The organism is Burkholderia sp. BCC0397 (genome assembly GCF_902832865.1).
GTDB lineage: Bacteria > Pseudomonadota > Gammaproteobacteria > Burkholderiales > Burkholderiaceae > Burkholderia.
The window spans coordinates 190,617-215,590 of sequence record NZ_CADFDL010000012.1 but is presented as its reverse complement, the minus strand read 5'-3'; the positions used below and the strand labels follow the sequence as shown (position 1 = coordinate 215,590).

Sequence of the window (24,974 nt, the reverse complement as noted above, 5' to 3'; positions counted from 1 at the left end):
ACGCACGCCGGGCCACCGTCACCGGCGACAGCATGGCGGTCGCGGCGAACCGGCCGCGCATGCCACCGGTTCAACCGCTCGACGACTGGCTGCACTGCCGCGGCACATGAAAGCACGGCACCGCGCTCAACGCGCGAGCGCCGCCACGAAGTCGCGATACGTCCGCAGCGGGCGGCCGAGGATCGTGGTCAGCCGCTCGACGTCACCGGCCTCGGGCACCATCCCGTCGCTGACGTAGCGTTCGGCCATCAGCCGCATTTCGTATGCCATCCATTTCGGCATGAACTTCGCGAAATTGGCTTCGAACGGCGTGGGATCGTCGCCGCCATAGGCAACCGGGCGGCCGAGCGTCTCCGACCAGATGGACGCCAGTTGCGTGCCGGTCAGCGTGTCGGGCCCGACCAGGTTGAGGGTCTCGATCGGCAGCTTGCCGGGCGCATCGTTGCGGCGGATCAATTCGATCGCCGCGACTTCCGCGATGTCGCGCACGTCGATCATCGCGACGCCCTTGCCGCCGATCGGTATCGGGTAGACGCCGTGCCCGACGATCACGTCCTTGACCATCGACTCGTTGTCCATGAAATACGCGGCCCGCAGGATCGACGCGCTGAAGCCCATCTGCTCGATCATCCGCTCCGCGCCGGATTTCACCGCGAAGTGCGGCACGTTCACGAAGCGGTCGGCGTGCAGGACCGACAGATAGACGACGCGCTCGATGCGCGCTTCGCGGGCGAGATTCAGCGCGATCAGCGCCTGCGTGAATTCGTCGCCCGCCACGCCGTTGAGCAGGAACAGCGTGCGGACGCCGGAGAACGCCGCCCGCAGCGCGTCGACGTCGAGCATGTCGCCCTGTGCGACGGTCACGGCCGCCGGAAAATCGGCCTTGGCCGGATCGCGCACCAGCACGCGCACGTCGGCGCCACGATCGACGAGTTGACGGACGAGCTGGCGGCCTACGCGGCCGGTGGCGCCGGTAACGAGAATGGTCATGATGTTCACTCCTGAGGTAACGATGGGATTGACTGCCCACGTAAGTTAAGTGATCCACAAACGATCCGGAAGATGTGATAAATAGACGTGTCGTCTCAATGGTGGAACACATGGACCTGCTCGCGCTTGCCGATTTCAACCTCGTCGCCCGCCATGGCAGCTTTGGGGAAGCCGCGCGGGTCGCGGATCGCCCGAAGGCGACGCTGTCGCGCCGCGTGGCGGAACTGGAGAACAGCCTGTCGCTGCGTCTGTTCGAGCGCGGCTCGCGCGGCGTGAAGCTCACGCAGGAAGGGCGCGCGCTCTACGAGCGGACGGGCGCGCTGCTCGCGGAGCTGGCCGACAGCGCGTCGGCGATTGCAGCGGGGAGCGAGCGGCCGCGCGGCCGGCTGCGCATCAGCGCGCCGATGCTGTTTTCCCAGTTCGCGATGGGGAAGCTGGTGGCGACGTTCGCGCTGAGATACCCGGACGTCCGGCTGGAGGTGACGACCGAAGACCGGCCCGTCGACATGATCGAGGAAGGGTACGACCTCGTGATCCGCGTGAACCCGGACCCTGACGAGAGCCTGATCGGGCGCGTGATCCTGCGCGACCGGCTGGCCGTCGTCGCGACGCCCGAGCTGGCGCGGCCGGGCGGCGACGCACCCGCACCGGCCGTGGTGCGCGGCGCGAACGACACCCGCTCCGCATGGGAGGTCACGGGCCCGGCCGGGACGGCGCGCGTACCGGTCGAACCGGTGGCGCGGCTGTCGTCGCTGGTCATGGTGCGCGATACGGTCCGCCTCGGCCTGGGCGCCGCGTGCCTGCCGATATCGCTCGTGAGCCGCGACCTTGCCGCCGGCACGCTCGTCAGTTGGGGCGACGTGCCGGGGCCCGAGATCGCACTATGGGCGCTGTATCCGTCCAGGCGACTATTGAGCGCGCGCGTTTCCGCGTTTCTCGATCACCTGAAGGACGCGTTTCCGTCAGGACAGCCGGAAGAACTGGCTGCGTATATCGAACCCGGGCAGTGAAACGGCCGCGATCGCGGCAGCGCATGCGCGTCGTGCCCGCGATCACCGCGATGTCCTGAGCGGGATGCCGTCGCGATTGGCAAGGCGCGCGTGCCGCCGCCCATTTCGATTCGAACCGCGGCGTTCACCGCGGCTCCGTCGGCGCGCGACACACGCGGTTCCTGCCTTCGCGCTTGGCGCGGTAAAGCGCCATGTCCGCCTGATGCGTCAGCGCGTGCACGGAAGCGTGCCGCGCGCGCCGGCCGGTCGCACAGCCGATGCTGACGGTGAAAGCCGGCACGGTTTCCGCAAACCCGTCGAGCTGGTTGCGTTCGACCTCGCGGCGAATCGCGTCGGCGACCCGCGCGGCGCCGTTTTCATCCGTATCGGGCAACACCGCGACGAATTCCTCGCCGCCGTAGCGCGCGGCGAGGTCGCCTCGCCGCCGCGTATGCGCACGGATGCATTCGGCGAGAAAGCGCAGCGCGGTGTCGCCCAGCGCGTGCCCGTGCCGGTCGTTGTACTGCTTGAAGTGATCGGCGTCGATGAACAGCACCGACAGGCTGCCGCCGCTGCCGCGCTGCAGCCGCTCCCATTCGTCGGCCAGCGCGGTATCGAGCGCGCGGCGATTGCGCAGTCCGGTCAACGGATCGGTACGCGTGAGATCGGTCAAGAGCGTCTGCTTGCGGAAGTTGTCCCGCAATGCGAAGGCCAGCAACCAGACCACCGCGCAGAACAATGCGCAGATCACGGATGCCGACACGCCGACCGTCCACGACAGGCGCCGGATGCCGGCCAGCACGTCGCTTTCGGCCGGCGCGACGACCGCGATCAGCGGGGTGCCCAGTATCCGCTGGAAGGTATACAACCGCACGATGCCGTCGATGCTCGAGCGCGCGGGATAGAAGCCCGATTCGCTGTTCACCATCCGCTTGAAGGATTTCGAGCGACGCAGGAGGTTCATCTGGCCGTCGTTCAACGACGGGTTTCTCGCGAGGATCGTGCCGTCCGCGCGCACGATCGCGCTGACCCCGTTCGGCCCGACATCGAGGCGGGACAGCAGATGCTCGAAGTAAGCGAGATCGACGGCGACGACCGCGATCCCGTCGAACGCATGATCGGGCCGCTCGATGCGCCGCGACAGCGCGATGGATTCCTTGCCGCTGCGCGAGCGTGCGCGATAGGGCTGCGATACGTAGAGCCCGACGTTGTCCGCATCGCGATGGACCTTGAAGTAGTCGCGATCGGCGAAGTCCCACCGGTGGGTCGAGCCGCAGCACCCGTCGATCAGCTGGCCGCGCCGGTCGGTCACGCCCATGCCGGTCACGTATTGCGCCGCGGTGCGCTCGAACAGCAGGTCGTGCCGCAGCCCGGCGTCCATGCGCTGCACGGCCGGCTTGCCGAGGTCGGCAGCCAGCGCGATCAGCGCATTGTTCGACGTTTCGACCGTCCTCGCGATCTGGCTCGCGAGCACGGCCGCGACGTTGCGCGACGTCTCGTGCGCGTGCTCGACGACTTCGCTGCGCGCGACCCACAACGTCACCGCGCTGATCCCGAGCGCCGCGAGCGACATCAGCGTGCCCAACGCGCCGACGACGAACGGGTGGCGTCCGGCCCAGTCGGCGATTTTCTCGATCGAAGTGAATGCGGGCATGCTCGCGCTCGTTTTGAGATGCCGGCTGCAACTGCGCCGGCGCGGGTCCAATCCCGGTTAACGGCACGGTTAGCCGAAAATCGAGGCCGGCATGGCCGCCCATCGACAGCCCATCGACGACCTCGGCCCGGCGCGGCGACGCAAACGTGTGCGGCCACGCGGCGATACGCCCGCTCGCCGTCCGGCCCCACGCCGCGGATCGCGTCGATTGATAACCATGCTGCATCAATCATTCCAAAAATTGCACTTATCGTTTGATCGATACCGCGCCAACATGCCGGAAAACGACAATCGATCAGCCCCTCCCGTATTTCTGGTTTTCAGGAGACACCCCCGATGCATCCCTCGTCCAGCCTTCCGGCCGAACGCTCGAAGGCCGCCGCGATCTTTCGCGTCACGGCCGGCAATTTTCTCGAGCAGTTCGACTTCTTCCTGTTCGGCTTCTACGCCACGCAGATCGCCAACGTCTTCTTCCCCGCGCAAAGCGAGTTCGCATCGTTGATGATGACCTTCGCCGTGTTCGGCGCCGGCTTCCTGATGCGGCCGCTGGGCGCGATCGTGCTCGGCGCGTACATCGACGAGGTCGGTCGCCGCAAGGGCCTGATCGTCACGCTGTCCATCATGGCGAGCGGCACCATCCTGATCGCGTTCGTGCCGGGCTACGCGACGATCGGGTTGCTGGCGCCCGTGCTCGTGCTGATCGGCCGGCTGCTGCAGGGCTTCTCCGCGGGCGCGGAACTGGGCGGCGTATCGGTCTATCTCGCCGAGTTGGCGACGCCCGGGCGCAAAGGCTTCTTCACGAGCTGGCAATCGGCGAGCCAACAGGTGGCGATCGTCATCGCGGCGGGCCTCGGCTTCGTGCTCAATCAGTGGCTGAGCGCATCGCAGATCGCCGCCTGGGGATGGCGCGTGCCGTTCTTCGTCGGCTGCATGATCGTGCCGTTCATCTTCATGCTGCGCCGCAACCTGGAAGAAACCCAGGAATTCAAGGCGCGCAAGCATCGTCCGGGCATGAAGGAAGTGTTCGGTACGCTGGTCCAGAACTGGGGCGTCGTGATCGCCGGCATGATGCTGGTCGCGATGACCACCACGAGCTTCTATCTGATCACCGTCTACGCGCCGACTTTCGGCAAGACCGTGCTGCATCTGAGCACCGCCGACAGCCTGCTCGTGACGCTCTGCGTCGGCGTGTCGAACTTCGTGTGGCTGCCGATCGGCGGCGCGCTGTCCGACCGGATCGGCCGCCGGCCGCTGCTGGTCGGCATGACGGTGCTCGCCGTCGCGACCGCCTACCCGGCGCTGTCGTTCCTCGCTCACGCGCCGTCGTTCGTCAACATGCTGCTGGTCCTGCTCTGGCTCTCGTTCATGTACGGCATCTATAACGGCGCGATGGTCGTGGCGCTCACGGAAGTGATGCCGGTGCAGGTGCGCGTCGCGGGCTTCTCGCTCGCCTACAGCCTCGCGACGGCCGTGTTCGGCGGCTTCACGCCGGCCATCTCGACCGGGCTCATTCACATGACAGGCGACAAGGCCGCACCGGGCTACTGGATGAGCTTCGCCGCGGTGTGCGCGCTGCTCGCGACGTTCGCGCTCTATCGTCGCCGCGCAGCGACGTTGACGCCGGCGCATTGATGCCGGCCCATCCGGAACGCTCCGGAATGTTCACCCATACCCACGAATCCGCACCACCACGACCATGAGAAATCTGCTCCTGAAATTTTGCGCGACCGCGCTCGTCGCCACCGCGGCGGTGGCGGCCAACGTGCAGGCCGCCGAACTGCACGTGATGAGCTCGGGCGGCTTCACCGCCGCCTACAAGGTGCTCGGCCCCCGGTTCGCATCCACGACGGGCAATACGCTCGCGACCGCGCTCGGCCCGTCGATGGGCAAGTCGCCCGAAGCGATTCCGAACCGGCTCGCGCGCGGCGAGCCCGCCGACGCCGTCATCATGGTCGGCTACGCGCTGGACGATCTGATCAAGCAGGGCAAGGTCATCCCCGAATCCCGCGTCGAGCTGGCCGACTCGCGCATCGGCATGGTCGTGCGCGACGGCGCGGCCAAGCCCGACATCAGCACCGCCGAAGGCCTCAAGCAGGTGCTGCTGCACGCGAAATCGATCGCCTATTCGGACAGCGCGAGCGGCGTGTATATCGAGCGCGAGCTGTTCAAGAAGCTCGGCATCGAGGAGCAGATGAAGTCGAAGGCGAAGATGATCCCGCGGATTCCGGTGGCGTCGGTCGTCGCGAACGGCGACTACGAAATCGGCTTCCAGCAGGTCAGCGAGCTGCTGCCCGTCAAGGGCGCGACCTTCGTCGGCAAGATTCCCGAATCGCTGCAGTCCGTCACGCGCTTCGCCGCCGGCATCCCGGTCGGCGCGCAGCATCCGCAGGAAGCGAAGGCGCTGCTCGACTATCTTGCGTCGCCCGACGTGCAGGCCGACGTGAAATCGACCGGCCTGGATTCCGTTTCCGCGCATTGAGCCCGATCGACGGGAGGGCGCGTATCAGACCGTCTTCCCGTCACCGCCGCCGTCTGCCGCGGCACTGTCTTCATCGGCCCCGTTCGGCAAGGCCGCCCCGGCCACCGCGAGCCGCTGCGCAAGACGCGACCGATCGCACGCGCCTTCCCACGACGACACGAAGATCACCGCGCACGCATTGCTGATCACGCTGGTCAGCGCGCGTGCTTCCGACATGAAGCGATCGATGCCGACCAGCAGCGCGACCCCGGCGACCGGCAGGTCGGGCATCACGGCGAGCGTCGCGACCAGCGCAACGAGGCCGCTGCCGGACACGCCGGCCGCTCCCTTGGACGTGAGCAGCATGATCGCGAGCATCGTCGCGATCTGCGGCGCGGATAGCGGGATGTCGCATGCCTGCGCGATGAACAACGCCGCGAGCGTCAGATAGATCGCGGTACCGTCCAGATTGAACGAATAGCCGGCCGGCAGCACGAGCCCCACGACGCCCTTGTCGCAGCCGAGCGCTTCCAGCTTGACGATCAGGCGCGGCAGGACCGGCTCCGTGGACGAGGTCGCGAGGACGATCAGCAGCTCTTCGCGCAGGTAGCGCAAGAGCCGCCACAGCGCGAAGCCGTGCAGTCGCGCGAGCGGTGCGAGCACCAGCGCGACGAACAGCGCGCAGGCCACATAGAAGGCCACCATCAGCTTCGCGAGCGAGCCGACCGAGCCGATGCCGAAGCGGCCCACCGTGAACGCCATCGCGCCGAATGCGCCGAGCGGCGCGAGCCGCATGATCATCGCGAGCACGCGAAAGACGACCTGGGCGATGCCGTCGATCAGCGCAAGAACGGGCCGGGCGGCGCGCGGATGCGCATTCAGCGAGAAGCCGAACAACAGCGACAGCAGCAGCACCGGCAACACTTCGCCGGTGGCGAACGCGCCGAGCATCGTGTCCGGAATCACGCCGAGCGCGAACGCCACCAGGCTGCGGGGCTCTGCATGCTTCGCATACGGCGCCAGGATGCTCGCATCCAGATGATGGACGTCGATATGCATGCCGGCGCCGGGTTGCAGCACGTACGCGATGATGAGCCCGAGCGCGAGCGCGGCGGCGGTCAGCAGATAGAAGAGCGCGAGCGCCCGCACGATCGTGCGGCCGATGGCCCGCCCGTTCGACAACGACGTGATGCCCGACACGATCGTGCAGAAGACGATCGGCGCGATGGTCATCTTCACGAGCCCGACGAACGCGTCGCTGAGCGGCTTGAGCATTGCGCCCGCCGCCGGCCACACGTGACCGATGCCGATGCCGAGCATCATCGCGAGCAGGACCTGCACGTAAAGCGATTTGAACAGCCGGGTCCCCCACACGATGCGGTCTTCCTTCGTTTCCGTTCAGTGGCCGTCATGCCGATGTGCCGCCGCCGGCGGCATCGCCGCGCTTCGCGTCGACGATCATCCGGTGAAACGCCTCGGCGGCCGGTGTCAGCGAGCGCCCGCGCCGCTTGACGATGCCCACGCGCCGTTTCACGGCCGGCTCGACGAGCGGCACGCTCGTGAGGACAGGGTGGTCATGGCCCGGCATCGCCATCGACGGCACCGCGGCGACGCCGAGCCCCGCCTCGATCAGCCCGAGCAGGGTCGTGACGTGGCGCGCCTCGCAGACGCTCGGCGTACGCGGCGCGACGGCGGCCAGTGCCTGGTCGAGCAGCAGGCGGTTACCGGAGGTCTTGTCCACCGATACGTAATCGTGCTCGTAAAGTTCGTTCCAGGTCACGCGCTTCTTGCGCGCGAGCGGGTGGTCGCGGCGACAGGCGGCGACGAACCGTTCCTGGAGCAGCACCTTGAACTCGATCTCCGCCTCCTGGCTGCCGATGAAGCTCACGCCGAAATCCGCCTCGCCGCTGATCACGGCGCCGAGCACCTCGTTGGCGCTGGCGTCGAGCAGTTTCACCCGGATGCGCGGAAAGCGCTGATGATAGCGGGCGATGATGGGGGGCAGGAAGTAGTAGGCGACCGACGGCACGCAGGCGATCGTCACATGGCCCAGGCGGCTCGACGACACGTCGCGGATGCCGAGCAGCGCGGCGTCGAGATCGTCGAGCAGTTGTTCGGCGCTCTGCGCGAACACGCGGCCGACGGTGGTGAGGGCGACGCGGCGCGTGGTGCGCTCGAAGAGCCGCACGCCGAGCGCGTCCTCGAGCTTGTCGATCCGGCGGCTCAACGCAGGCTGGGAGAGGCTGACCGCTTCGGCGGCCTTGCGGAAACTGCCCGTTTCCACGACCGCGCGAAACGCCTGCAAGTCCGTCAAATCGAAATTGATGCCCACCGGTAAATCTCCGCCACTCAGATGCGGAGCATTTTGCATGATTCCGGCCGCGCCATGCGTGTCGCGTCGTCCATGCGGCGGCGTTGGCGCGGTGCGCCGCGCCGCGCATCGATCGTCCCGACGCCGCTTCCTGATGTACCGTATCGCTTTGCCCGGGCAATGCTCCAGCGCTGGCGCCTGCCGCCGGCCAGTCGGGCGAGCCGCTCTCTTCAACGGATGCCAGCATGCGCATTCCGCCGCTCAAGGCCATCATCGCGTTCGAAAGCGTCGCCCGGACCAAAAGCGTGAACCGCGCGGCGGAAGAGCTCGGCCTGACCGCGTCCGCCGTCAGTCATCAGCTCAGCAACCTCGAATCGCAGATCGGTCAGCCGCTGTTTCAGCGTTCGGGGCGCGGCCTCGTCCTCACGCCGACCGGCGAGCGCTACCTGGCCGACGTCACCGGTTCGCTCGCCGACCTGAGCCGCGCGACCGAGCGCGCGTCGAGCCGTACCGAAGTCGACATCCTGCGCGTGCATTCGAGCCCGAGCTTCGGGCTGATGTGGCTGCTGCCGCGGCTGTCGTCGTTTCAGGAAGCGAACGGCGATATCCAGCTGAACCTTGCGTGCTCGTACGAAAACGTGTCGTTCTCGAACGGTTTCTACGATATCGATGTCCGGCACGGCTACGGCAACTGGGACAATCTCGAAGTGAAGACGGTGCGCGGCGAGTTCATCGCGCCGCTCGCGTCGCCGCGCTATCTCGAACGGCATCCGGTGAACGCGCCGGAGGACCTGCTCGCGCATCGTCTGATCTATTCCGAAACGCCGCTGGTCCAGTGGAAGCAGTGGTTCGGCCGGACCGGCGTGCCGCTCGCGGCCCAGAAGACCTTCGATTTTTCGTTCGACCGTTCGTACATGTCGCTCGAAACCGCCGCGCTCGGCCTCGGCATCGCGCTCGAAAGCCTGATGCTCGCGTCGGTGAAGATCCGCGAAGGGCTGCTGGTGCCGGTGTTCGACGCGACCCTTGCGGTCGAAGTCGGCGCGCATCATCTCGTTTACCCGCGACAGAACGCTGAATTGCCGCGCGTGAAGCGCTTCCTGGCGTGGATCGAGCGGGAGGTCGCGGCGCACGGCGGGGCCAGTTGAGCATCGCGTCCGCCGGCGCATACATGATTTTGCGTTGCAGCATCGGTGGCGGGCCGCGCGCCGTCATCTGAAATTTTCTCAACTATGGCTGAGCGTTTCCGCGTTGATGCGGGTGTCCGGTGAGCCGACACTCCGGACAACACATCAACCCAGGAGACAAGCGATGTTGCTCGACAACAGGACCATCATCGTGACCGGCGCCGCATCGCCGCGCGGTATCGGCAAGGCCACGGCCCGCGCGCTGGCCGCGCACGGCGCACGCGTGGCGATCCTCGACCTTCGCCGCGAAGACGCGGAAGCGGCCGCCGCCGAACTCGGCCCGGATCATCTCGGCCTCGCCTGCGACGTGACCGACCGCGACGCGTGCGGGGCGGCAGCCCGCGCGGCGCTGGAGCGCTTCGGCCGCATCGACGGCCTCGTGAACAACGCCGGCATCACGCAGCCCGTGCGCACGTTGGACATTTCCGGGCGCGACTTCGATGCGATCGTCGACGTGAACCTGCGTGGCACGCTTTACATGTCGCAAGCGGTGCTGCCCGCGATGAAGGCGCAGCGCAGCGGCAGCATCGTCTGCATGTCGTCGGTCTCCGCACAACGCGGCGGCGGCATTTTCGGCGGCCCGCACTACAGCGCTGCCAAGGCCGGCGTGCTCGGCCTCGCGAAGGCGATGGCGCGCGAATTCGGCGCCGACCGTATCCGCGTCAATTCGATCACGCCGGGCCTGATCCAGACCGACATCACCGGCGACAAGCTGACGCCCGACATGCGCGAGGACATCATCAAGGGCATTCCGCTCGGCCGGCTCGGCGATGTGGCCGATGTCGCCAATGCGTGCCTGTTCCTGCTGAGCGACCTGTCGAGCTACCTGACGGGCGTCACGCTCGACGTCAATGGCGGGATGCTGATTCACTGAGAACGGCGCCGCCCGATGCGCGGCGCCGACCATCATGCACCCGGGACAACCCGGGGCCATGGCAGGAGACAAAGATGAGAGCAAAGTACCCCGCACCGCCCGTCCAGGGCGAGACGCTGCAACGGGACGATGCGCAGACGTTCGAAGCGGCTACCTACGCGAAGGTCGCGCGCCGGCTGATCCCGTTCCTGATGTTGTGCTACCTCGGCGCGTATCTCGATCGCGTCAACGTCGGCTTCGCGAAACTGCAGATGCTCAACGATCTGCGCTTCAGCGAAACGGTCTACGGGATGGGCGCAGGCATCTTCTTCCTCGGCTATTTCCTGTTCGAGGTGCCGAGCAACCTGATCCTGCATCGCGTCGGCGCGCGCCGCTGGCTCGCCCGCATCATGCTGACGTGGGCGGTGATCTCGGCGAGCTTCGTGTTCGTCAAGTCGCCCACCGCGTTCTACGTGCTGCGGTTTCTGCTCGGCGTCGCCGAAGCAGGCTTCGCGCCGGGCGTGATCCTGTACCTCACGTACTGGTTCCCGTCGGCGCGGCGCGCGAAGGCGCTGTCGCTGTTCTTCATGGCGATTCCGCTCGCCGGGATCATCGGCGGGCCGCTGTCGGGCGCGATCATGCATTCGCTGCACGGCGCGATGTCGATGGCCGGCTGGAAGTGGCTGTTCCTGCTCGAGGCGCTGCCGTCGTTCGTGCTGGGCTTCGCGATCCTGCTGTATCTCGACGACGGCATCGCCGGCGCGAAATGGCTGACCGACGCCGAGAAAGCCTTGCTCGCGCGCAACGTGTCGGCCGATGCCGCGCACACCACCGCCCACCTGTCGATCCGTACGTTCGTCGCGGATCGCCGCCTGTGGCTGATGGCCGCGATCTACTTCTGCGTGGTGCTCGGTCAGTACGGCCTCACGTTCTGGCTGCCGACGATCATTCGCAAGGCCGGCGTGGCCGATCCGCTGTGGGTCGGCCTGTTCACCGCGATTCCGTATGCCTGTGCGATCGTCGCGCTGCCGCTGATCGGCATCAGCGCGGATCGCCGCCGCGAGCGCCGCTTCCATCTCGCGGTGCCGATGCTGGTCGCGGCGGCGGGCTTCGCCACGTTGCCGATGCTCGGCAGCGTCGGCGCGTCGATCGTGTGCCTGAGCATCGCGTCAGCCGGCATCCTCGCGTCGTCGTCGCAGTTCTGGTCGCTGCCGACCGCGTTGCTGGGCGGGATGTCGGCGGCAGCGGGCATCGCCGCGGTCAACTGCTTCGCGAACCTGGCGGGCTTCTTTTCGCCGGCGATCGTCGGCTGGCTGAACGACCTGACCGGCAAGTCCACCGCGGGACTCGTGTTCATCTCCGTCGCGATCACGGCCGGTGCGCTGCTGGTGTTCCTCGTGCCGCGATCGGTCAACCGCTGATAACCGCTGATTAATTTGCATTCCTTCCGACCCGATACTGGAGTGATCGATGGCTACCGAAACCATCCATGAAGCGGTCACGCTCGCCGAGCGCGCGTACCGCATCCGAAGAAACGCCGTGCTGATGGGCGAAGTGCAGGGGCAGGGCTATGTCGGCCAGGCGCTCGACATCGCCGACGTGCTGGCCGTCGCGTATTTCGGCGCGATGCGCTATCGCGCCGACGATCCCGACTGGGAAGGGCGCGACCGCTTCCTGCTGTCGAACGGGCACTATGCGATCGCGCTGTACGCGGCGCTGTTCGAAGCCGGCATCCTGCCGGCCGGGGAACTCGAAACCTATGGCAGCGACGACAGCCGCTTGCCGATGTCCGGCATGGCGAGCTACACGCCCGGCATGGAAATGTCCGGCGGCTCGCTCGGGCAGGGCCTGACGATCGCGGTCGGCCGGTGTCTCGGCCTGAAGCGCAAGGGCTCGGATGCGTTCGTCTATACGTTGTTTTCGGACGGCGAGCTCGACGAAGGCGCGATCTGGGAAGGGCTGATGTCGGCCGCGCACTGGAAGCTCGACAACCTGATCGCGATCGTCGACGTGAACAACCAGCAGGCCGACGGCCCGTCGACCCAGGTCATGGCGTTCGAGCCGCTGGTCGACAAGCTCGCGGCGTTCGGCTGGTACGTGCAACGGGTGGACGGCAACGACATCGACGCGGTGAAACGCGCGTTCGACCACGCGCGCCGGCATGACGCGCCGCAGCCGCGCATCATCGTCTGCGACACGAAGATGGGGTGCGGCGTGCCGTTCCTCGAAGCACGCGAGAAGAGCCATTTCATCCGGGTCGACGCGCACGAGTGGCAACTCGCGCTCGACGCACTCGAAGCAGGGAGACACGCATGAGCACCGTCGACAACAAGCCGCGCCTGAAGACTTCGGCGATGATCGCGTCCATCGCGGCGGAAGGGCAGGCGACCCGCTCCGCACCGTTCGGCCATGCGCTGACGGAACTCGCACGCACGAACGACAACGTGATCGGGATGACGGCCGATCTCGGCAAGTACACCGACCTGCACATCTTCGCGAAGGCATTCCCTGAGCGTTACTACCAGATGGGCATGGCCGAGCAACTGCTGATGGGGGCCGCCGCCGGGTTCGCGCACGAGGGCGCGCAGCCGTTCGTCACGACCTACGCGGTGTTTGCGACGCGCCGGGCGTACGACTTCATTCATCAGGCGATCGCCGAGGACAATCTCGACGTGAAGCTGGTGTGCGCGTTGCCGGGGCTCACGACCGGCTACGGGCCCAGCCACCAGGCCGCCGAGGATCTGGCGCTGATGCGCGCGATGCCGAACATGGCCGTGATCGATCCGTGCGACGCGCTGGACATCGAACAGATGGTGCCGGCCATCGCCGCGCACAAGGGGCCGGTGTATGCCCGTCTGCTGCGCGGCAACGTGCCGGCCGTGCTCGACGAATACGATTACCGTTTCGAGCTCGGCAAGGCCAAGCTGCTGCGCGACGGCAACGACGTGCTGCTGATCTCGTCCGGGATCATGACGATGCGTGCGCTCGAGGTCGCGAAGGCGCTGGAAGCCGATCGCGTCGATGTCGCCGTGCTGCACGTCCCGACGATCAAGCCGCTCGACACGGCGACCATCGTCCGCGAGGCCGAACGCAACGGGCGCATGGTGATCGTCGCGGAGAACCATACGACGATCGGCGGGCTCGGCGAAGCGGTCGCGACCGCGTTGCTCGGGGCCGGCGTCGCGGTACCGTTCCGTCAGATCGCACTGCCGGATGCGTACCTCGCCGCGGGCGCGTTGCCGACGTTGCACGACCGGTACGGGATCTCGGCTGGCGCGATGCGCGCGAATATCAGGTCGTGGCTGGGGTGACCGGTCGAACGTTCGGCGTTCGTGACGCGTTGACTGATGTGTCGGCCGTCCGGCGCCCGCGTGTCGGCGCGCAACGCTCAGGCCGCCTGCGCCGACGCGGAACGCTCGCACGCCGCGCGTGAACCGGCGCAAGCCTCGGGGCTTGCGCCGATTTCATGCAACGCTCCCGGTGCGTCTGCTTACCCCGCCGTCACCTGGATCCGCCGCGGCTTCGCTTCCTCGCGCCGCGGGATGCTCAGCTTCAACACGCCGTCGCGCAGTTGCGCGTCGATGCGCGATACGTCGAAATCCGGGCTGAGCGTGAAGGCGCGCGAGAAGTGCGGATGCTGCACTTCGCCGTGCTGCAGACGCAATCCCGCTGGCGTCGGAATGACGGCCTCCGCTTCGATGGCAAGGTTGCCGTCGTGCACGCGGACGTCGAGCTTGTCGCGCGGCACGCCCGGCAGGTCTGCGTACAACGTGATGCCGTGCGCATCCTCGACGATGTCGACAGCCGGCGCAATGCGCGTGCGCGGCGTGTCGCGCTGAGCCGCTTCACGGTTCGTCACGGCCGTTCGCGTATCGGCCGGACGGGCGGTCAGTTCAGTCGTGTTCGTGTCACTCATGATGTCCTCCGTCATGCGTTCGTGACGTCGTATTGCTTACTGGACGGTAATCGCCCGCGGCTTCGACGCTTCCGACTTGCCGACGCTGATCGTCAGGCAGCCGTCCGTATAGCGGGCCTCGATCTTGTCGGGGTCCGCATCCTGCGGCAGTTCGACCACGCGGCGGAACACGCCCATGAACCGCTCGTTCGCATAGATGCGCCGCTCGTCGTCGGTCGTGCCATCGTCCGGGGGTATGCGCTCGCCGCTGATCGACAGCAGCCGGCGATCGACGGAGATGTCGATCTTGGCGGGGTCGAGACCCGGCGCGAACGCGACGATCTCGACCGTATCGTCGGTGCTGCCGATATTGACCGGTGGAAACGCACCGGGCCGCGGGGCGCGCAGACTGGCCGGCAAGCCCGTGAACATGCCGGCCATCTGCCGTTGCAGGCGGTCGAATTCCGCCAGCAGATCGGTGGGGAAGAAGATATCGCTCATGATTGGCTCCTGTTGCGTCCCCAGCGGGGAACGAACCGGACCACGCGCTCCAGTTCGTCCATCCGCGAGAAGGTCGCTGACTAACAAATCGAAACACGCAGCGCGTCAACCGCGACTGCCTTGAGCGATACCTAAAATAGGACACGGCGCGTGAATTTCAAGGGGGATGACGAGAGCGGCCTTTTATATATACCAATCCAGCGTCTTCACGATCCCCGTTTCGAAACTTTCCGCCGGCCGCCATTGCAGTTCGCGGTCGAGCTTCCCCGCATCGATCGCATACCGCCGGTCGTGACCGGGGCGATCGGTGACGAACCGGACGAGGCGCGCATGCGGCGCGTGTTCGGGCCGTCGCGCGTCGAGCAGCGTACAGATCAGCGCGACGATGTCGACATTGCGCCATTCGTTGCAGCCGCCGACGTTGTAGGTCTCGCCGACCGTCCCGCGCCGGATCACCGCGTCGATCGCGCGGCAATGGTCGTCGACGTACAGCCAGTCGCGCACGTTGGCGCCGTCGCCGTACACGGGGATGTCGGTGCCGTCGACGCAATGACGGATCACGGTCGGAATGAACTTCTCGCCGTGCTGGCGGGGCCCGTAATTGTTCGAGCAGTTCGTCGTGGTGACGGGCAATCCATACGTATGGAAATACGCGCGTACGAGATGGTCCGAGCTTGCCTTGGTGGCCGAGTACGGAGAATTCGGCGCATACGGCGTCGTTTCGGAAAACGGTGGGTCATCGGGGCCCAGCGAGCCGTACACCTCGTCGGTGCCGATATGGTGAAAGCGGCGGCGCGCGAGGGCGTCTGCCCGGCCGAGTTTTTGATCGTTCAACCACAGCTGGCGGCACGCATCGAGCAGCGTCCAGGTGCCGAGCACGTTGGTGCGGACGAATTCGCCGGGGCCGTCGATCGAGCGGTCGACGTGGCTTTCGGCCGCGAAGTGGACGACGGTGTCGATCGCATGGTCGCGCAGCAGCGACTCGACGAGCGGTCGGTCGCAGATGTCGCCGAGGACGAATCGATGACGATCGGCCCCCGGCAGGTCGTCGCCGAGATTGTCGAGGCTGCCGGCATAGGTCAGCAGATCGAGCGTGGTGACGCTGACCTGCGGGTCGCTTTCGAGCAGATGACGAACAAAATTGGCGCCGATGAAGCCGGCGCCGCCGGTCACCAGAACATGTTTGGGTCGATAGCTCATGATGTTCTCTTCCAGGTGGCGAGCACTTCGGTGAGACCCGCGATCCACGAAGGCGATTCGACCCCGAAGTTTTCTCGCAGGAGGCTGCAGTCGAGCGCGGAATTCGCCGGTCTCGGCGCAGGCAACGGATAGGCGTCGGTCCGGATCGGCCGGACGAGCGGCACGCGGTCGATGAGGCCGGCGCGCCGCGCACCGGTGAAGATCGCTTCGGCGAAGCCGTGCCACGTCGTCACGGGCGTGCCGCACAGGTGATAAGTGCCCCAGCGCAGCGCTTCACCGGCCCGGTATCGCGCCGCGATCGTCAGCAGCGCGTCGGCGATCGCCCCGGCATGCGTCGGGCCGCCATACTGATCGGCGACGACGCCGACGACCTCGCGCTCACGCCCGACGCGCAGCATGGTTCGCACGAAATTGCCGCCGTGCGCGCCGAATACCCATGCGACGCGCAGGATCAGATGACGGTCGGGCAGTCGCTCGCGTACCGCTTCCTCGCCCGCGAGCTTGCTCCGGCCGTACACGCCGAGCGGCGCGACGGTAGCGGTTTCGGCATACGGGCCGGGCATGCGGCCGTCGAACACATAGTCGGTCGACAGATGGATCAACGGAATGCCGAGCGCGGCGCACGCGTCGGCCAGCACGGCGGGGCCGTCGCGGTTGGCCCGCCACGCGGCATCGGGCTCGGCCTCCGCACGGTCGACGGCGGTCCATCCCGCGGCATTGATCACGAGCGCGGCGCGGTGTTCGTCGAGCGCGCGGCGCACCGCGTCGGCATCGACGATGTCGAGCGCGGCCCGCGACAGCCCGACGAGCGGCTGCTCGCCCGCGTGCAGCACCAGTTCGCGGCCCACCTGGCCGAGTGCGCCGGTCACGACGATCGTCATCGCGCGCTCCCGTATGCCGGCAGCAGCGCCGGCGCGCCGGCGGCCAGTTCGGCGAGCGGAGGCTGCCGCCGATCCTTGTCCGACAACTGATACGGCGCGCCGGATGCCGGCCAGTCGATGCCGATCTCCGGATCGTCCCAGCGCACGCCCGCGTCCGACTCGGGATCGTAGTACTGCGTGCACTTGTACGCGAAGTCGGCCTCGTCGGACAACACGCAAAAGCCGTGCGCGAAACCGGGCGGAATCCAGAGCATCCGGTGCGATACGTCGTCGAGCTGCGCACCGAACCAGCAGCCGAACGACGGCGAGCCGCGCCGGATGTCGACGGCGACGTCGTAGACCGCGCCGCGCGCCGCGTGCACCAATTTGCCTTGCGGATTCACCCGCTGGTAGTGCAGCCCGCGCAGCACGCCGCGACGCGAGCGCGACTGGTTGTCCTGGACGAAGGTTGCGTCGACGCCCGCGTCGCGCAGCCAGCTTGCCCGGAAGCTTTCGACGAAAAAGCCGCGTGCGTCGCCGAACACGCCGGGCTCGATCAGCAGCACGCCGGGCAACGGCGTCTCGATGACCCGTGTCATGCCGCGACCTCCTTGCTCAGCAGATCGAGCAGGTAGCGGCCGTAACCGCTTTTCGCGAGCTTGTGGGCGAGCGTTTCGAGCCGCTCCGCATCGATCCAGCCGAGCCGGTACGCGATTTCCTCGGGGCACGCGATTTGCAGGCCCTGCCGCGCCTGCATCACCTGGATGAAATTGGCCGCGTCGAGCAGCGATTCGTGCGTGCCGGTGTCGAGCCATGCGTAGCCGCGCCCGAGGATCTCGACGTTCAGCGCGCCGCGCGCGAGATACGCGAGGTTCAGGTCGGTAATTTCCAGTTCGCCGCGCGCGGACGGGCGCACGGCCTTCGCGAGTTCGACGACGTCGTTGTCGTAGAAATAGAGACCGGTGACCGCATAGTGCGACTTCGGCTCGCGCGGTTTCTCCTCGAGATCGATCGCGCGGCCGTGCGCGTCGAACGACACGACGCCGTAGCGTTCCGGATCGCGCACGTAGTAGCCGAACACGGTCGCGCCGGTCGTCCGTGCGGCGGCCTGCTGCAGCAGCGACGACAGCGCGGGCCCGTGATAGATGTTGTCGCCGAGCACGAGCGTCGCCGCGTCGCGGCCGATGAACGGGGCACCGATCACGAACGCCTGGGCAAGACCGTCGGGGCTCGGCTGCGCCGCATACGAGAAGTTCATGCCCCACTGGCTGCCGTCGCCGAGCAATTGCTGGAACGCGTCGAGATCGCGCGGCGTCGAGATGATCAGCACGTCGCGGATGCCGGACAGCATGATCGTGCTGAGCGGGTAATAGATCATCGGTTTGTCGTACACCGGCATCAATTGCTTCGATACCGAATGCGTGAGCGGATGGAGCCGGGTGCCCGAGCCGCCCGCCAGAATCAGTCCTTTACGGCCAATCGCTGTTTGCATGAGGTCCCTCGCTGCAAGAGGAAAAAATGCGTGCGTGATACGTGGAATACACCGAATGCGTCGCTTGCACTGATTGCACTGATTACCGTCGATACCCGTCGCCCGGCTACGGCTGCTCGGCGCCGCCAGCGTGAATCGCACGAAATACGATCGCGAAGCCGAGCGCGTACAGCGCGGCGATCACCGCGAAGCCGATGGCGGTCGCGCGGTCCGGATCGTCGACCACGTGCAGGATCACCGATGCGATCGCGATGCCGACGAGCGAGCCGATCTGCCGGCTTGCGTTCAGCGACGCGGCGGCGAGGTTCGCGTCCGCCGCATCGGCCGACTGCATCACGACGAGATTCATCGCCGGAATGGCCTGACCGGCGCCGAAGTTCGCGAGGCCGACCGCGACGGCCAGCGCCGGATACGGCATCGCCGCGACGCCGACGAGCGCCACGCTGCCGAGCGCGGCGAGCGCGAGCCCGGTGAGCAGCGTGCGGCGCGCGCCGAGCCGGGCGCTGACCTTCGCGGACGCGAGGTTGCCGATGCCGAACATCGCCATCAACGGAAACAGCTCGAATCCGGCGACGAGTGCGCTCGCGCCGCGAACGTTCTGCAAATAGAGGCTCAATAAAAAGATCTCGGCGAGAATGCCGAAGTTGATCGCGAGGCCCAGCGTGCTGCCCGCGACGAAACGCCGGTTCGCGAGCAGCGCCGGCGACAGGATGCGCGAGTTCGCGTAGCGCTCGCGTAATGCGAATGCGGCGGTTGCAGCCAACGTCGCCGCCACGCCGGCGATGATCGGCGGAGAGCGCCAGCCGGCGCTGGGCCCTTCGATCAGCGTGAAGCTCAGCGCGGCGAGCGCGAGCGCGCCGAACAGATGGCCGAGCGCATTCAACGGGCCGGGATGACGCGGCGCCCGCGCGATATGCCGGTACGTGAGCCACAGGCCGGCGATACCGACCGGCAGGTTCACCCAGAAGATGCCGCGCCAGCCGATCGCGTCGACCAGCACGCCGCCGACGCAGGGGCCGAGCGCCATCGCGGCCGACACCAGCGCGCCCCAGATGCCGATCATCCGCGTGCGCAGCGGTCCCGGCGGGAACGCGAGCGTGAGCAGGCTCAGCGAACTCGGCATGAAGAGCGCCGCGCCAACGCCCTGTGCGAGGCGCGCCGCGACCAGCGCGCCGCTGGACTGCGCGGCCGCGCACAGCACCGATGCGCCGACGAACAGCGCGAGCCCGGCGACGTAGACGGCCTTCGACCCATAGCGGTTCGCGAGCGCGCCGCCGAGCAGCAGCAGCGCGGCGAAGCTGAGCGTGTACGCATCGACGACCCACACCAGCGCGGTCAGCGACATCGACAGGCTGGTTGCCATGGCCTTCAGCGCGACGTTGACGATCGTCACGTCGAGCATGGCCATCACGAAGCCGCACGCGAGCGCGACCATCACGAGCACGGGGCGCGCCGCCGCGGATGCGTACGCGCCGGCGGCCGGCGCGGCGCCGCCGCCGCTCATGCGGCCCTCCCGCCGAGGTACAGGCGCCGCATCTCGTCGCTGTCGAGCAAGTCGGCCGCGGGCCCCTCGAGTGCGACGCGCCCCATCGTCAGCACGATGCCGCGATCCGCGATGCGCAGCGCCTCGATCGCATTCTGCTCGACCATCAGCACGCCGATGTGCTCGGTGTCGCGCATCCGGACGATCGCGTCGAACACCTCGTCGACCATCTTCGGCGACAGGCCGGCCGACGGCTCGTCGAGCAGCAGCAGCACCGGGCGCGGCATCAGCGCGCGCGCGAGCGACACGATTTGCCGCTCGCCGCCGGACAATGCGCCGGCAGGCGACCGGTAGCGCCGCCGCAGGACCGGGTACTGCTCGCACAGCTCGTCGATCCGCGCCTCGCGCGGAAACGCCGACATCGACTGACCGCCGAGCATCAGGTTGTCGCGCACGGTCAGCGACGCGAACACGTTGTCGGTCTGCGGCACGAAGCCGATGCCGTATTCGCGGATCTTTCGATGGACCGGCACGCGCGCCACGTCGGCGCCCTGGATCGTCACGCTGCCCGCACGAGGCAGCACGAAGCCCGCGATCGCCTTCAGCAACGTCGATTTTCCGCAGCCGTTCGGGCCGAGGATCGTCACGATGTCGATGGCGCCGACCGTGAGCGACACGCCATGCAGGATGTCGACTTCGGGCGTGTAGCCGGCGACGAGTTCGCGCACGTCGATCATGACGCCTCCAGCGGACGAGGGGCGGCATGCGCGCGCCCGAGATACGCGTCGAGTACGCGACGGTTGCGCTCCAGTTCGGCCGGACGGCAGTTCGCGATCGTCACGCCGCGGTCCAGTACGACGCAGCGGTCGCATAGCTCGCGGATGAAATGCATGTCGTGCTCGATGACGACCAGCGTGACGCCTTGCTTGCGAATCCGTTGCAGCTCGTCGATCAGTTCGCCGCGCAGGTTCGGGTGCACACCGGCGGTCGGCTCGTCGAGCAGCAGCAGTTTGGGCTCGGTCATCATCGCGCAGGCGATGCCCAGCAGCTTCTTCTGGCCGCCGGAAATCGACGCGGCGGAAAGGTGCGCGACGCCGGACAGCTTCAGCTCGTCCAGCAGCGCGGCGGCGCGCGCACGGGTATCGGCATCGAGCGAGCGCGTCGCGCGGCCGCGCCAGAGTGCGGCGGCGATCCCGTGGCGCGCGGACGAGGCCGCCATCGCGAGTTCGAGCACCGACATGCGCGCGGGCATCGACGGCAACTGGAACGTGCGGCGCACCCCCAGCCGGGCGATCCGGTGCGGCGACAGCGCGTCGATCCGCTGACCGTCGAAGCGGATGGCGCCCGCCGCGAGCGGCGCGAAGCCGGTGATCGCGTTGAGCGCGGTGCTCTTGCCGGAGCCGTTCGGGCCGAGCAGTCCGACGATCTCGCCGCCGTCGACCGACAGCGTGACGCCGGACAAGACGACGTTCTCGCCGTAGCGGATCGTCACGCCGTCGAGATCGAGCAGCGCGCTCATGGCCGCACCTCCAGGCGTTCCGGCACGAGCCCGTGCGGGCGCCAGATCACGCACGCGAGCAGCATCAGGCCGACCAGGCCCAGCCGCACCGCGCCGGTCAGGTCGCTGCCGACATCGAGCCAGTCCTTGAGAAACGGCGCCAATGCGTAGACGGCCTGCACGATCAGCGTGCCGACCAGCACGCCCATGTGGCTGCCGAGTCCGCCGACCATCACGACGGTCCAGAGCGCGAAGGTCTCGGACGCGATCATCGCGTCCGGCCCGACATAGCCGATGTACCACGCGGCGAGCGCCCCGGCGAGCGCGGCGGGCAGCGCCCCCGCGATGCACGCACGTGTCTTCAGCGCGAGCGGATCGTAGCCGAAGCAGACCGCCAGCGCGGGTTCTTCGCGCATCACCTTCAGCGCCCGGCCGAAGCGGCTTGCGGTCAGGCGCCGGTACGTCGCATAGGTGAGCGTGAGGCAGCCGGCCGTGACCGCGAGAAAGGCGAGATCAGCCCACGGCGCCCGCAGCCCGGGGAACAGCGGCGCGATGCCGCCGATGCCTTGCGCGCCGCCGGTGAGCCAGCTTTCGTTGAGCGCGATCGTGCGCAGGATCTCGGCGATCGCGAGCGTCGCGATCCCCCAGTAGTCGGCGGAGAGCTGCCGCCCGAGCCGCGCGACGACGATCGCCAGCGCACCCGCGGCGGCCAGCGCGAGCGCCAGCGCCGAAGGCAACGACCAGCCGAGCTGCGACGCGATGCCGGCCGCGTACGCGCCGAGCCCGCTGAACGCAATGAAGCCGAAATTGACGAGGCCCGCATAGCCGGCCTGCAGGTTCAGCCCGAGCGCCATCGTCGCGTACAGGCAGCCGACGGTCAGCAGATGGATGACGAAGCTAGACACGCCGTACCTCCCGATCGAAGATGCCGTAGGGCCGGAAGATCAGTGCGACGAGCAGGATCGCGAACGACACCGCGCCGACATACTCGACCGGAAAGAACTGCATCGGCCGATCGACGAGCCCGCCGAAATCGACGTTCAACGCGACGGTTTCGGCCACCGCGATCAGCAGCGCGCCGGCCGCGGCGCCGAGCGGATTGCCGAGGCCGCCCAGGATCGCCGCGGAAAACACCGGAATCAGCAGCCCGTAGCCGAGATTCACGTGCACGCTCTCGGTGGCGCCGAGCATCGTGCCGCCGAGCGCCGCCAGCACGCCGCTCGCGAACGTGATCACGTTGGTCACGCGCGTCGCGTCGATGCCGGTGGCAAGTGCCAGTGCGCGGTTCGATGCGAGCGCACGCATCGCGCGCCCGAGGCCGGTGCGGTACAGCAGCGCCGCGAAGATCGCGAGCGCGCCGGCGCCGCATGCGATCGAGCTCAACTGCGGCACGGAAAGCGCGACGCCGGCAATCGATAGCGGCGGATGCACGTCCTGCGCATACTGCTGCGGCCGCGAGCCGGCGACGCCGAGCACCAGCGCGACCGCGAGCATCGAGATCGCGAGCGAGCCGATCATCGCCACCGCGCTGCCCGAACGCAGCAGCCTCGCGAACACGAACAGGTTCAACAGCGTCGCGGCGGTGCCGACCAGCGCGCAGGACACGGCCGTCGCGAGCGCGAACGGCAGCCCCGCGCGTTCCAGCCAGAGCGTCGCGAATGCGCCGAGCATCGCGTACTGGACATGCGCGATGTTGGGAAAGCGGATCAGCGAATAGAGTGTCGACAGACCGACCGACACGAGCAGCAGATCGGCGGTGCGGATCAATACGTCGACAATGAATGACAGCATGGCGATGTCCTCTCGTTCATTCAGGCGGGCGGTCGCTCACTGCTGCGCGACGACCGATTGGCGGTAGACCACCTTCTCGTAGGGCTGGACTTCCCGCTGGCCGTCGGTATCGAACGCGATCGCGCCGGTCACGCCGGTATACGACTTGCCCAATGCCGCGAGCGCCGTGCGAATCTTCGCCGGGTCGACGGATTGCGCGCGGCCGATCGCCGCCGCGGACAACAGCGTCGCGTCGTACGCATAGCTGCCGAACGCCGATCGCGGCGCCTCGTTGTACGCGGCTTGATAGGCGCTCGCATACGCTTTCGCGCCTGCGCCGAGCGCGGCGACCTCGAGGCCGATCTGGCCTTGCGCGATCTGCGCAGGCGTGTCGCTCGTGCACATCGTCAGATAGATGCCGTACCACGGATGCTGGTTGAGCCGCATCTCGAATGCCTGCCGGTTCAGCGTCGCGGCCTCCTGGCCATAGGCGCTGTAGACATACGCATCGGGCTGCGCGCGCGATGCCTGCTCCAGTTCGCGGCGATAGGTCGATTGTCCTTCCGTGTAGAGCACCGTCGACACTACCGTGCCGCCGAGCGCCTCGAAACGCTTCCTGAACTCGCCGGCGATACCCTGGCCATAGCCGTTGTTCGGCGCGATCAGCGCGATGCGGCGCAGCTTGCGGGCGTACACGTCCTGAGCGGCGAAGCGCGCGGACAGATCGTCCAGCCCGATCACGCTGAACGAGCCTGCGCCGATCTTGCGCACTTGCTGACTCGACGAGCCTATGTTGATGTGCACCTCGCCCTGACGTACCAGGAACTGTCCGACCGGAATCGTCACCGACGACGAGAATTCGCCGAGCACGACCGGTACATGCTCGACGGTCGCGAGCTTGCGCGCGGCGTCGAGTGCGGTATTGGCCGAGCCGCCCGAATCCTCGATGCGCACGGCGAGCTTCTGGCCCAGCACGCCGCCTTTCGCATTGATCTGCGCGACGGCGAGCTCGATGCCGCGGCGCTGGTCTTCGCCGATGGACGCACTCGCGCCGGTCAGCGGCAGCACCGCGCCCACGCTGACGTCGGCCTGCGCGGCACCCGACGCCACCGTACCGAGCGCGATCCAGATACCGACACTCCACTGATTTGCCTTCATCTTCGTTCTCCCGTCGCATGGTCGGCCGCACGGATGGCGGCGTGGTTTGATATACAGAAGTGTCGACAGAATCACAGATCAAAAATCGTTTGCAAATAAATTTTCGAGCCGCTGTGCGGAATGGCGAAAGCCCCGTTGATGACAGAGAAATCGCCCTGTTTTCATGCATTTATGCACGACGATAAAGATCGTGGATAGCCATGGTGCACGGGCGCGCCAATGTGGCGCAATGCAGGATATTTCTGAAAAAAGTGTATACAGAGGTGAATTGCAGTGCTTAAATTTGCCCAACTCGACACGACCTCGGAGGGCAGTCAGATGGTGGAGATCAAGCGATACGGCGTGGGTGAACGGATGAGCCAGCTGGTGGTTGCGGGCGGGCTGGCATTCGTCGCGGGCCAGGTAGCGGACGACACGTCGCTCGACGTGGCCGGACAGACCCGTCAGATTCTCGACAAGATCGACCAGTTGCTCGAAGGCGCGGGGCTCGACAAGCGCCGGATCGTGTCCGCGAGCATCTGGCTGGCCGACTATCGCAGCTTCGCCGAGATGAACGGCGTATGGGATGCGTGGGTGCCGCAGGGCGAAGCGCCGGCACGCGCGTGCGTCGAATCGAAGCTCGCGTTTCCGCAGTACACGGTCGAGATCGCGGCGATCGCCGCGAGCTAGTACAGGAGA

At 67.3% G+C, this 24,974-nt stretch carries 25 protein-coding genes; 9 read left to right on the top strand and 16 right to left on the bottom strand.

The window, feature by feature from the left end; all coding sequences use genetic code 11:
• Window positions 1–126 precede the first annotated feature (126 nt).
• Window positions 127–990 carry an NmrA family NAD(P)-binding protein gene (locus HWX03_RS28810; RefSeq protein ID WP_175873596.1) on the bottom strand — a complete coding sequence of 288 codons (864 nt, stop codon included), beginning with the start codon at window positions 988–990 and terminating at the stop codon, window positions 127–129.
• Between the two features lie 110 nt (window positions 991–1,100).
• On the opposite strand from HWX03_RS28810, the gene HWX03_RS28805 reads away from it, so the two are divergent.
• Window positions 1,101–2,000 carry a LysR family transcriptional regulator gene (locus HWX03_RS28805; RefSeq protein ID WP_175873606.1) on the top strand — a complete coding sequence of 300 codons (900 nt, stop codon included), beginning with the start codon at window positions 1,101–1,103 and terminating at the stop codon, window positions 1,998–2,000.
• A 124-nt stretch (window positions 2,001–2,124) separates the two neighbouring features.
• Here the strand turns inward: HWX03_RS28805 and HWX03_RS28800 are convergent, their stop codons facing one another.
• The gene (locus HWX03_RS28800) at window positions 2,125–3,633 is read right to left on the bottom strand and encodes a GGDEF domain-containing protein (protein ID WP_175873595.1); all 1,509 of its coding nucleotides are present in this window, start codon (window positions 3,631–3,633) and stop codon (window positions 2,125–2,127) included.
• A 336-nt stretch (window positions 3,634–3,969) separates the two neighbouring features.
• Between HWX03_RS28800 and HWX03_RS28795 the strand changes: the two genes are divergently transcribed.
• Window positions 3,970–5,265 carry an MFS transporter gene (locus HWX03_RS28795; protein ID WP_175821165.1) on the top strand — a complete coding sequence of 432 codons (1,296 nt, stop codon included), beginning with the start codon at window positions 3,970–3,972 and terminating at the stop codon, window positions 5,263–5,265.
• A gap of 64 nt (window positions 5,266–5,329) precedes the next feature.
• Entirely contained in the window at window positions 5,330–6,112 is a 783-nt protein-coding gene (locus tag HWX03_RS28790) for a substrate-binding domain-containing protein (protein WP_175873594.1), read from the top strand.
• A gap of 24 nt (window positions 6,113–6,136) precedes the next feature.
• Here HWX03_RS28790 and dctA read toward each other — a convergent pair whose 3' ends face one another.
• Together dctA and HWX03_RS28780 are read right to left on the bottom strand one after the other, a co-directional pair.
• Window positions 6,137–7,465 carry a C4-dicarboxylate transporter DctA gene (dctA, locus tag HWX03_RS28785; RefSeq protein ID WP_175873593.1) on the bottom strand — a complete coding sequence of 443 codons (1,329 nt, stop codon included), beginning with the start codon at window positions 7,463–7,465 and terminating at the stop codon, window positions 6,137–6,139.
• A 34-nt stretch (window positions 7,466–7,499) separates the two neighbouring features.
• Window positions 7,500–8,423, bottom strand: coding sequence for a LysR family transcriptional regulator (locus HWX03_RS28780; protein ID WP_175873592.1), 924 nt, complete (start codon window positions 8,421–8,423; stop codon window positions 7,500–7,502).
• A gap of 224 nt (window positions 8,424–8,647) precedes the next feature.
• Here HWX03_RS28780 and HWX03_RS28775 point away from each other — a divergent pair, with 224 nt between their 5' ends.
• The 5 genes from HWX03_RS28775 (at window position 8,648) to HWX03_RS28755 (ending at window position 13,750) form a co-directional block, all read left to right on the top strand.
• The gene (locus HWX03_RS28775; RefSeq protein WP_175873591.1) at window positions 8,648–9,547 is read left to right on the top strand and encodes a LysR substrate-binding domain-containing protein; all 900 of its coding nucleotides are present in this window, start codon (window positions 8,648–8,650) and stop codon (window positions 9,545–9,547) included.
• Between the two features lie 163 nt (window positions 9,548–9,710).
• On the top strand, window positions 9,711–10,460 hold the full coding sequence (locus HWX03_RS28770; RefSeq protein ID WP_175873590.1) for a glucose 1-dehydrogenase: 750 nt from the start codon (window positions 9,711–9,713) through the stop codon (window positions 10,458–10,460).
• Window positions 10,461–10,534: 74 nt separating this feature from the next.
• Window positions 10,535–11,860: an MFS transporter gene (locus HWX03_RS28765; protein ID WP_175873589.1), complete on the top strand. Its 1,326-nt coding sequence runs from the start codon at window positions 10,535–10,537 to the stop codon at window positions 11,858–11,860.
• A 49-nt stretch (window positions 11,861–11,909) separates the two neighbouring features.
• On the top strand, window positions 11,910–12,755 hold the full coding sequence (locus HWX03_RS28760; protein WP_175873588.1) for a transketolase: 846 nt from the start codon (window positions 11,910–11,912) through the stop codon (window positions 12,753–12,755).
• Window positions 12,752–13,750 (top strand): transketolase family protein, encoded by a 999-nt coding sequence (locus HWX03_RS28755; RefSeq protein WP_175873587.1) that lies wholly within the window; start codon window positions 12,752–12,754, stop codon window positions 13,748–13,750. The genes HWX03_RS28760 and HWX03_RS28755 overlap by 4 nt, the downstream gene beginning before the upstream one ends.
• A gap of 179 nt (window positions 13,751–13,929) precedes the next feature.
• Here HWX03_RS28755 and HWX03_RS28750 read toward each other — a convergent pair whose 3' ends face one another.
• The 12 genes from HWX03_RS28750 to HWX03_RS28695 form a co-directional block, all read right to left on the bottom strand.
• The gene (locus tag HWX03_RS28750; RefSeq protein WP_244107256.1) at window positions 13,930–14,355 is read right to left on the bottom strand and encodes an Hsp20/alpha crystallin family protein; all 426 of its coding nucleotides are present in this window, start codon (window positions 14,353–14,355) and stop codon (window positions 13,930–13,932) included.
• A gap of 36 nt (window positions 14,356–14,391) precedes the next feature.
• Window positions 14,392–14,835: an Hsp20/alpha crystallin family protein gene (locus HWX03_RS28745; RefSeq protein ID WP_175873586.1), complete on the bottom strand. Its 444-nt coding sequence runs from the start codon at window positions 14,833–14,835 to the stop codon at window positions 14,392–14,394.
• A 183-nt stretch (window positions 14,836–15,018) separates the two neighbouring features.
• A complete protein-coding gene (gene rfbB, locus HWX03_RS28740) occupies window positions 15,019–16,035 on the bottom strand; it encodes a dTDP-glucose 4,6-dehydratase (protein WP_175873585.1) in 1,017 nt (338 codons plus the stop codon).
• On the bottom strand, window positions 16,032–16,916 hold the full coding sequence (gene rfbD / locus HWX03_RS28735) for a dTDP-4-dehydrorhamnose reductase (protein ID WP_175873584.1): 885 nt from the start codon (window positions 16,914–16,916) through the stop codon (window positions 16,032–16,034). The genes rfbB and rfbD overlap by 4 nt, the downstream gene beginning before the upstream one ends.
• Entirely contained in the window at window positions 16,913–17,494 is a 582-nt protein-coding gene (rfbC, locus tag HWX03_RS28730; RefSeq protein ID WP_175821182.1) for a dTDP-4-dehydrorhamnose 3,5-epimerase, read from the bottom strand. Before rfbC ends, rfbD begins: the two co-directional genes overlap by 4 nt.
• Complete coding sequence (gene rfbA / locus HWX03_RS28725; protein WP_174385779.1) at window positions 17,491–18,387, bottom strand: glucose-1-phosphate thymidylyltransferase RfbA; 897 nt, start codon at window positions 18,385–18,387, stop codon at window positions 17,491–17,493. Before rfbA ends, rfbC begins: the two co-directional genes overlap by 4 nt.
• Before the next feature lie 106 nt (window positions 18,388–18,493).
• Window positions 18,494–19,891, bottom strand: coding sequence for an MFS transporter (locus HWX03_RS28720; RefSeq protein ID WP_175873583.1), 1,398 nt, complete (start codon window positions 19,889–19,891; stop codon window positions 18,494–18,496).
• Entirely contained in the window at window positions 19,888–20,607 is a 720-nt protein-coding gene (locus HWX03_RS28715) for an ABC transporter ATP-binding protein (protein ID WP_175873582.1), read from the bottom strand. The genes HWX03_RS28720 and HWX03_RS28715 overlap by 4 nt, the downstream gene beginning before the upstream one ends.
• Window positions 20,604–21,389: an ABC transporter ATP-binding protein gene (locus HWX03_RS28710; RefSeq protein ID WP_175873581.1), complete on the bottom strand. Its 786-nt coding sequence runs from the start codon at window positions 21,387–21,389 to the stop codon at window positions 20,604–20,606. Before HWX03_RS28710 ends, HWX03_RS28715 begins: the two co-directional genes overlap by 4 nt.
• On the bottom strand, window positions 21,386–22,273 hold the full coding sequence (locus HWX03_RS28705) for a branched-chain amino acid ABC transporter permease (RefSeq protein ID WP_175873580.1): 888 nt from the start codon (window positions 22,271–22,273) through the stop codon (window positions 21,386–21,388). The genes HWX03_RS28710 and HWX03_RS28705 overlap by 4 nt, the downstream gene beginning before the upstream one ends.
• Entirely contained in the window at window positions 22,266–23,159 is an 894-nt protein-coding gene (locus HWX03_RS28700) for a branched-chain amino acid ABC transporter permease (RefSeq protein ID WP_175873579.1), read from the bottom strand. The genes HWX03_RS28705 and HWX03_RS28700 overlap by 8 nt, the downstream gene beginning before the upstream one ends.
• 36 nt (window positions 23,160–23,195) lie before the next feature.
• Window positions 23,196–24,296, bottom strand: coding sequence for an ABC transporter substrate-binding protein (locus HWX03_RS28695; protein ID WP_175873578.1), 1,101 nt, complete (start codon window positions 24,294–24,296; stop codon window positions 23,196–23,198).
• A gap of 318 nt (window positions 24,297–24,614) precedes the next feature.
• Here HWX03_RS28695 and HWX03_RS28690 point away from each other — a divergent pair, with 318 nt between their 5' ends.
• On the top strand, window positions 24,615–24,965 hold the full coding sequence (locus HWX03_RS28690) for a RidA family protein (protein WP_175873605.1): 351 nt from the start codon (window positions 24,615–24,617) through the stop codon (window positions 24,963–24,965).
• Window positions 24,966–24,974: the final 9 nt, after the last annotated feature.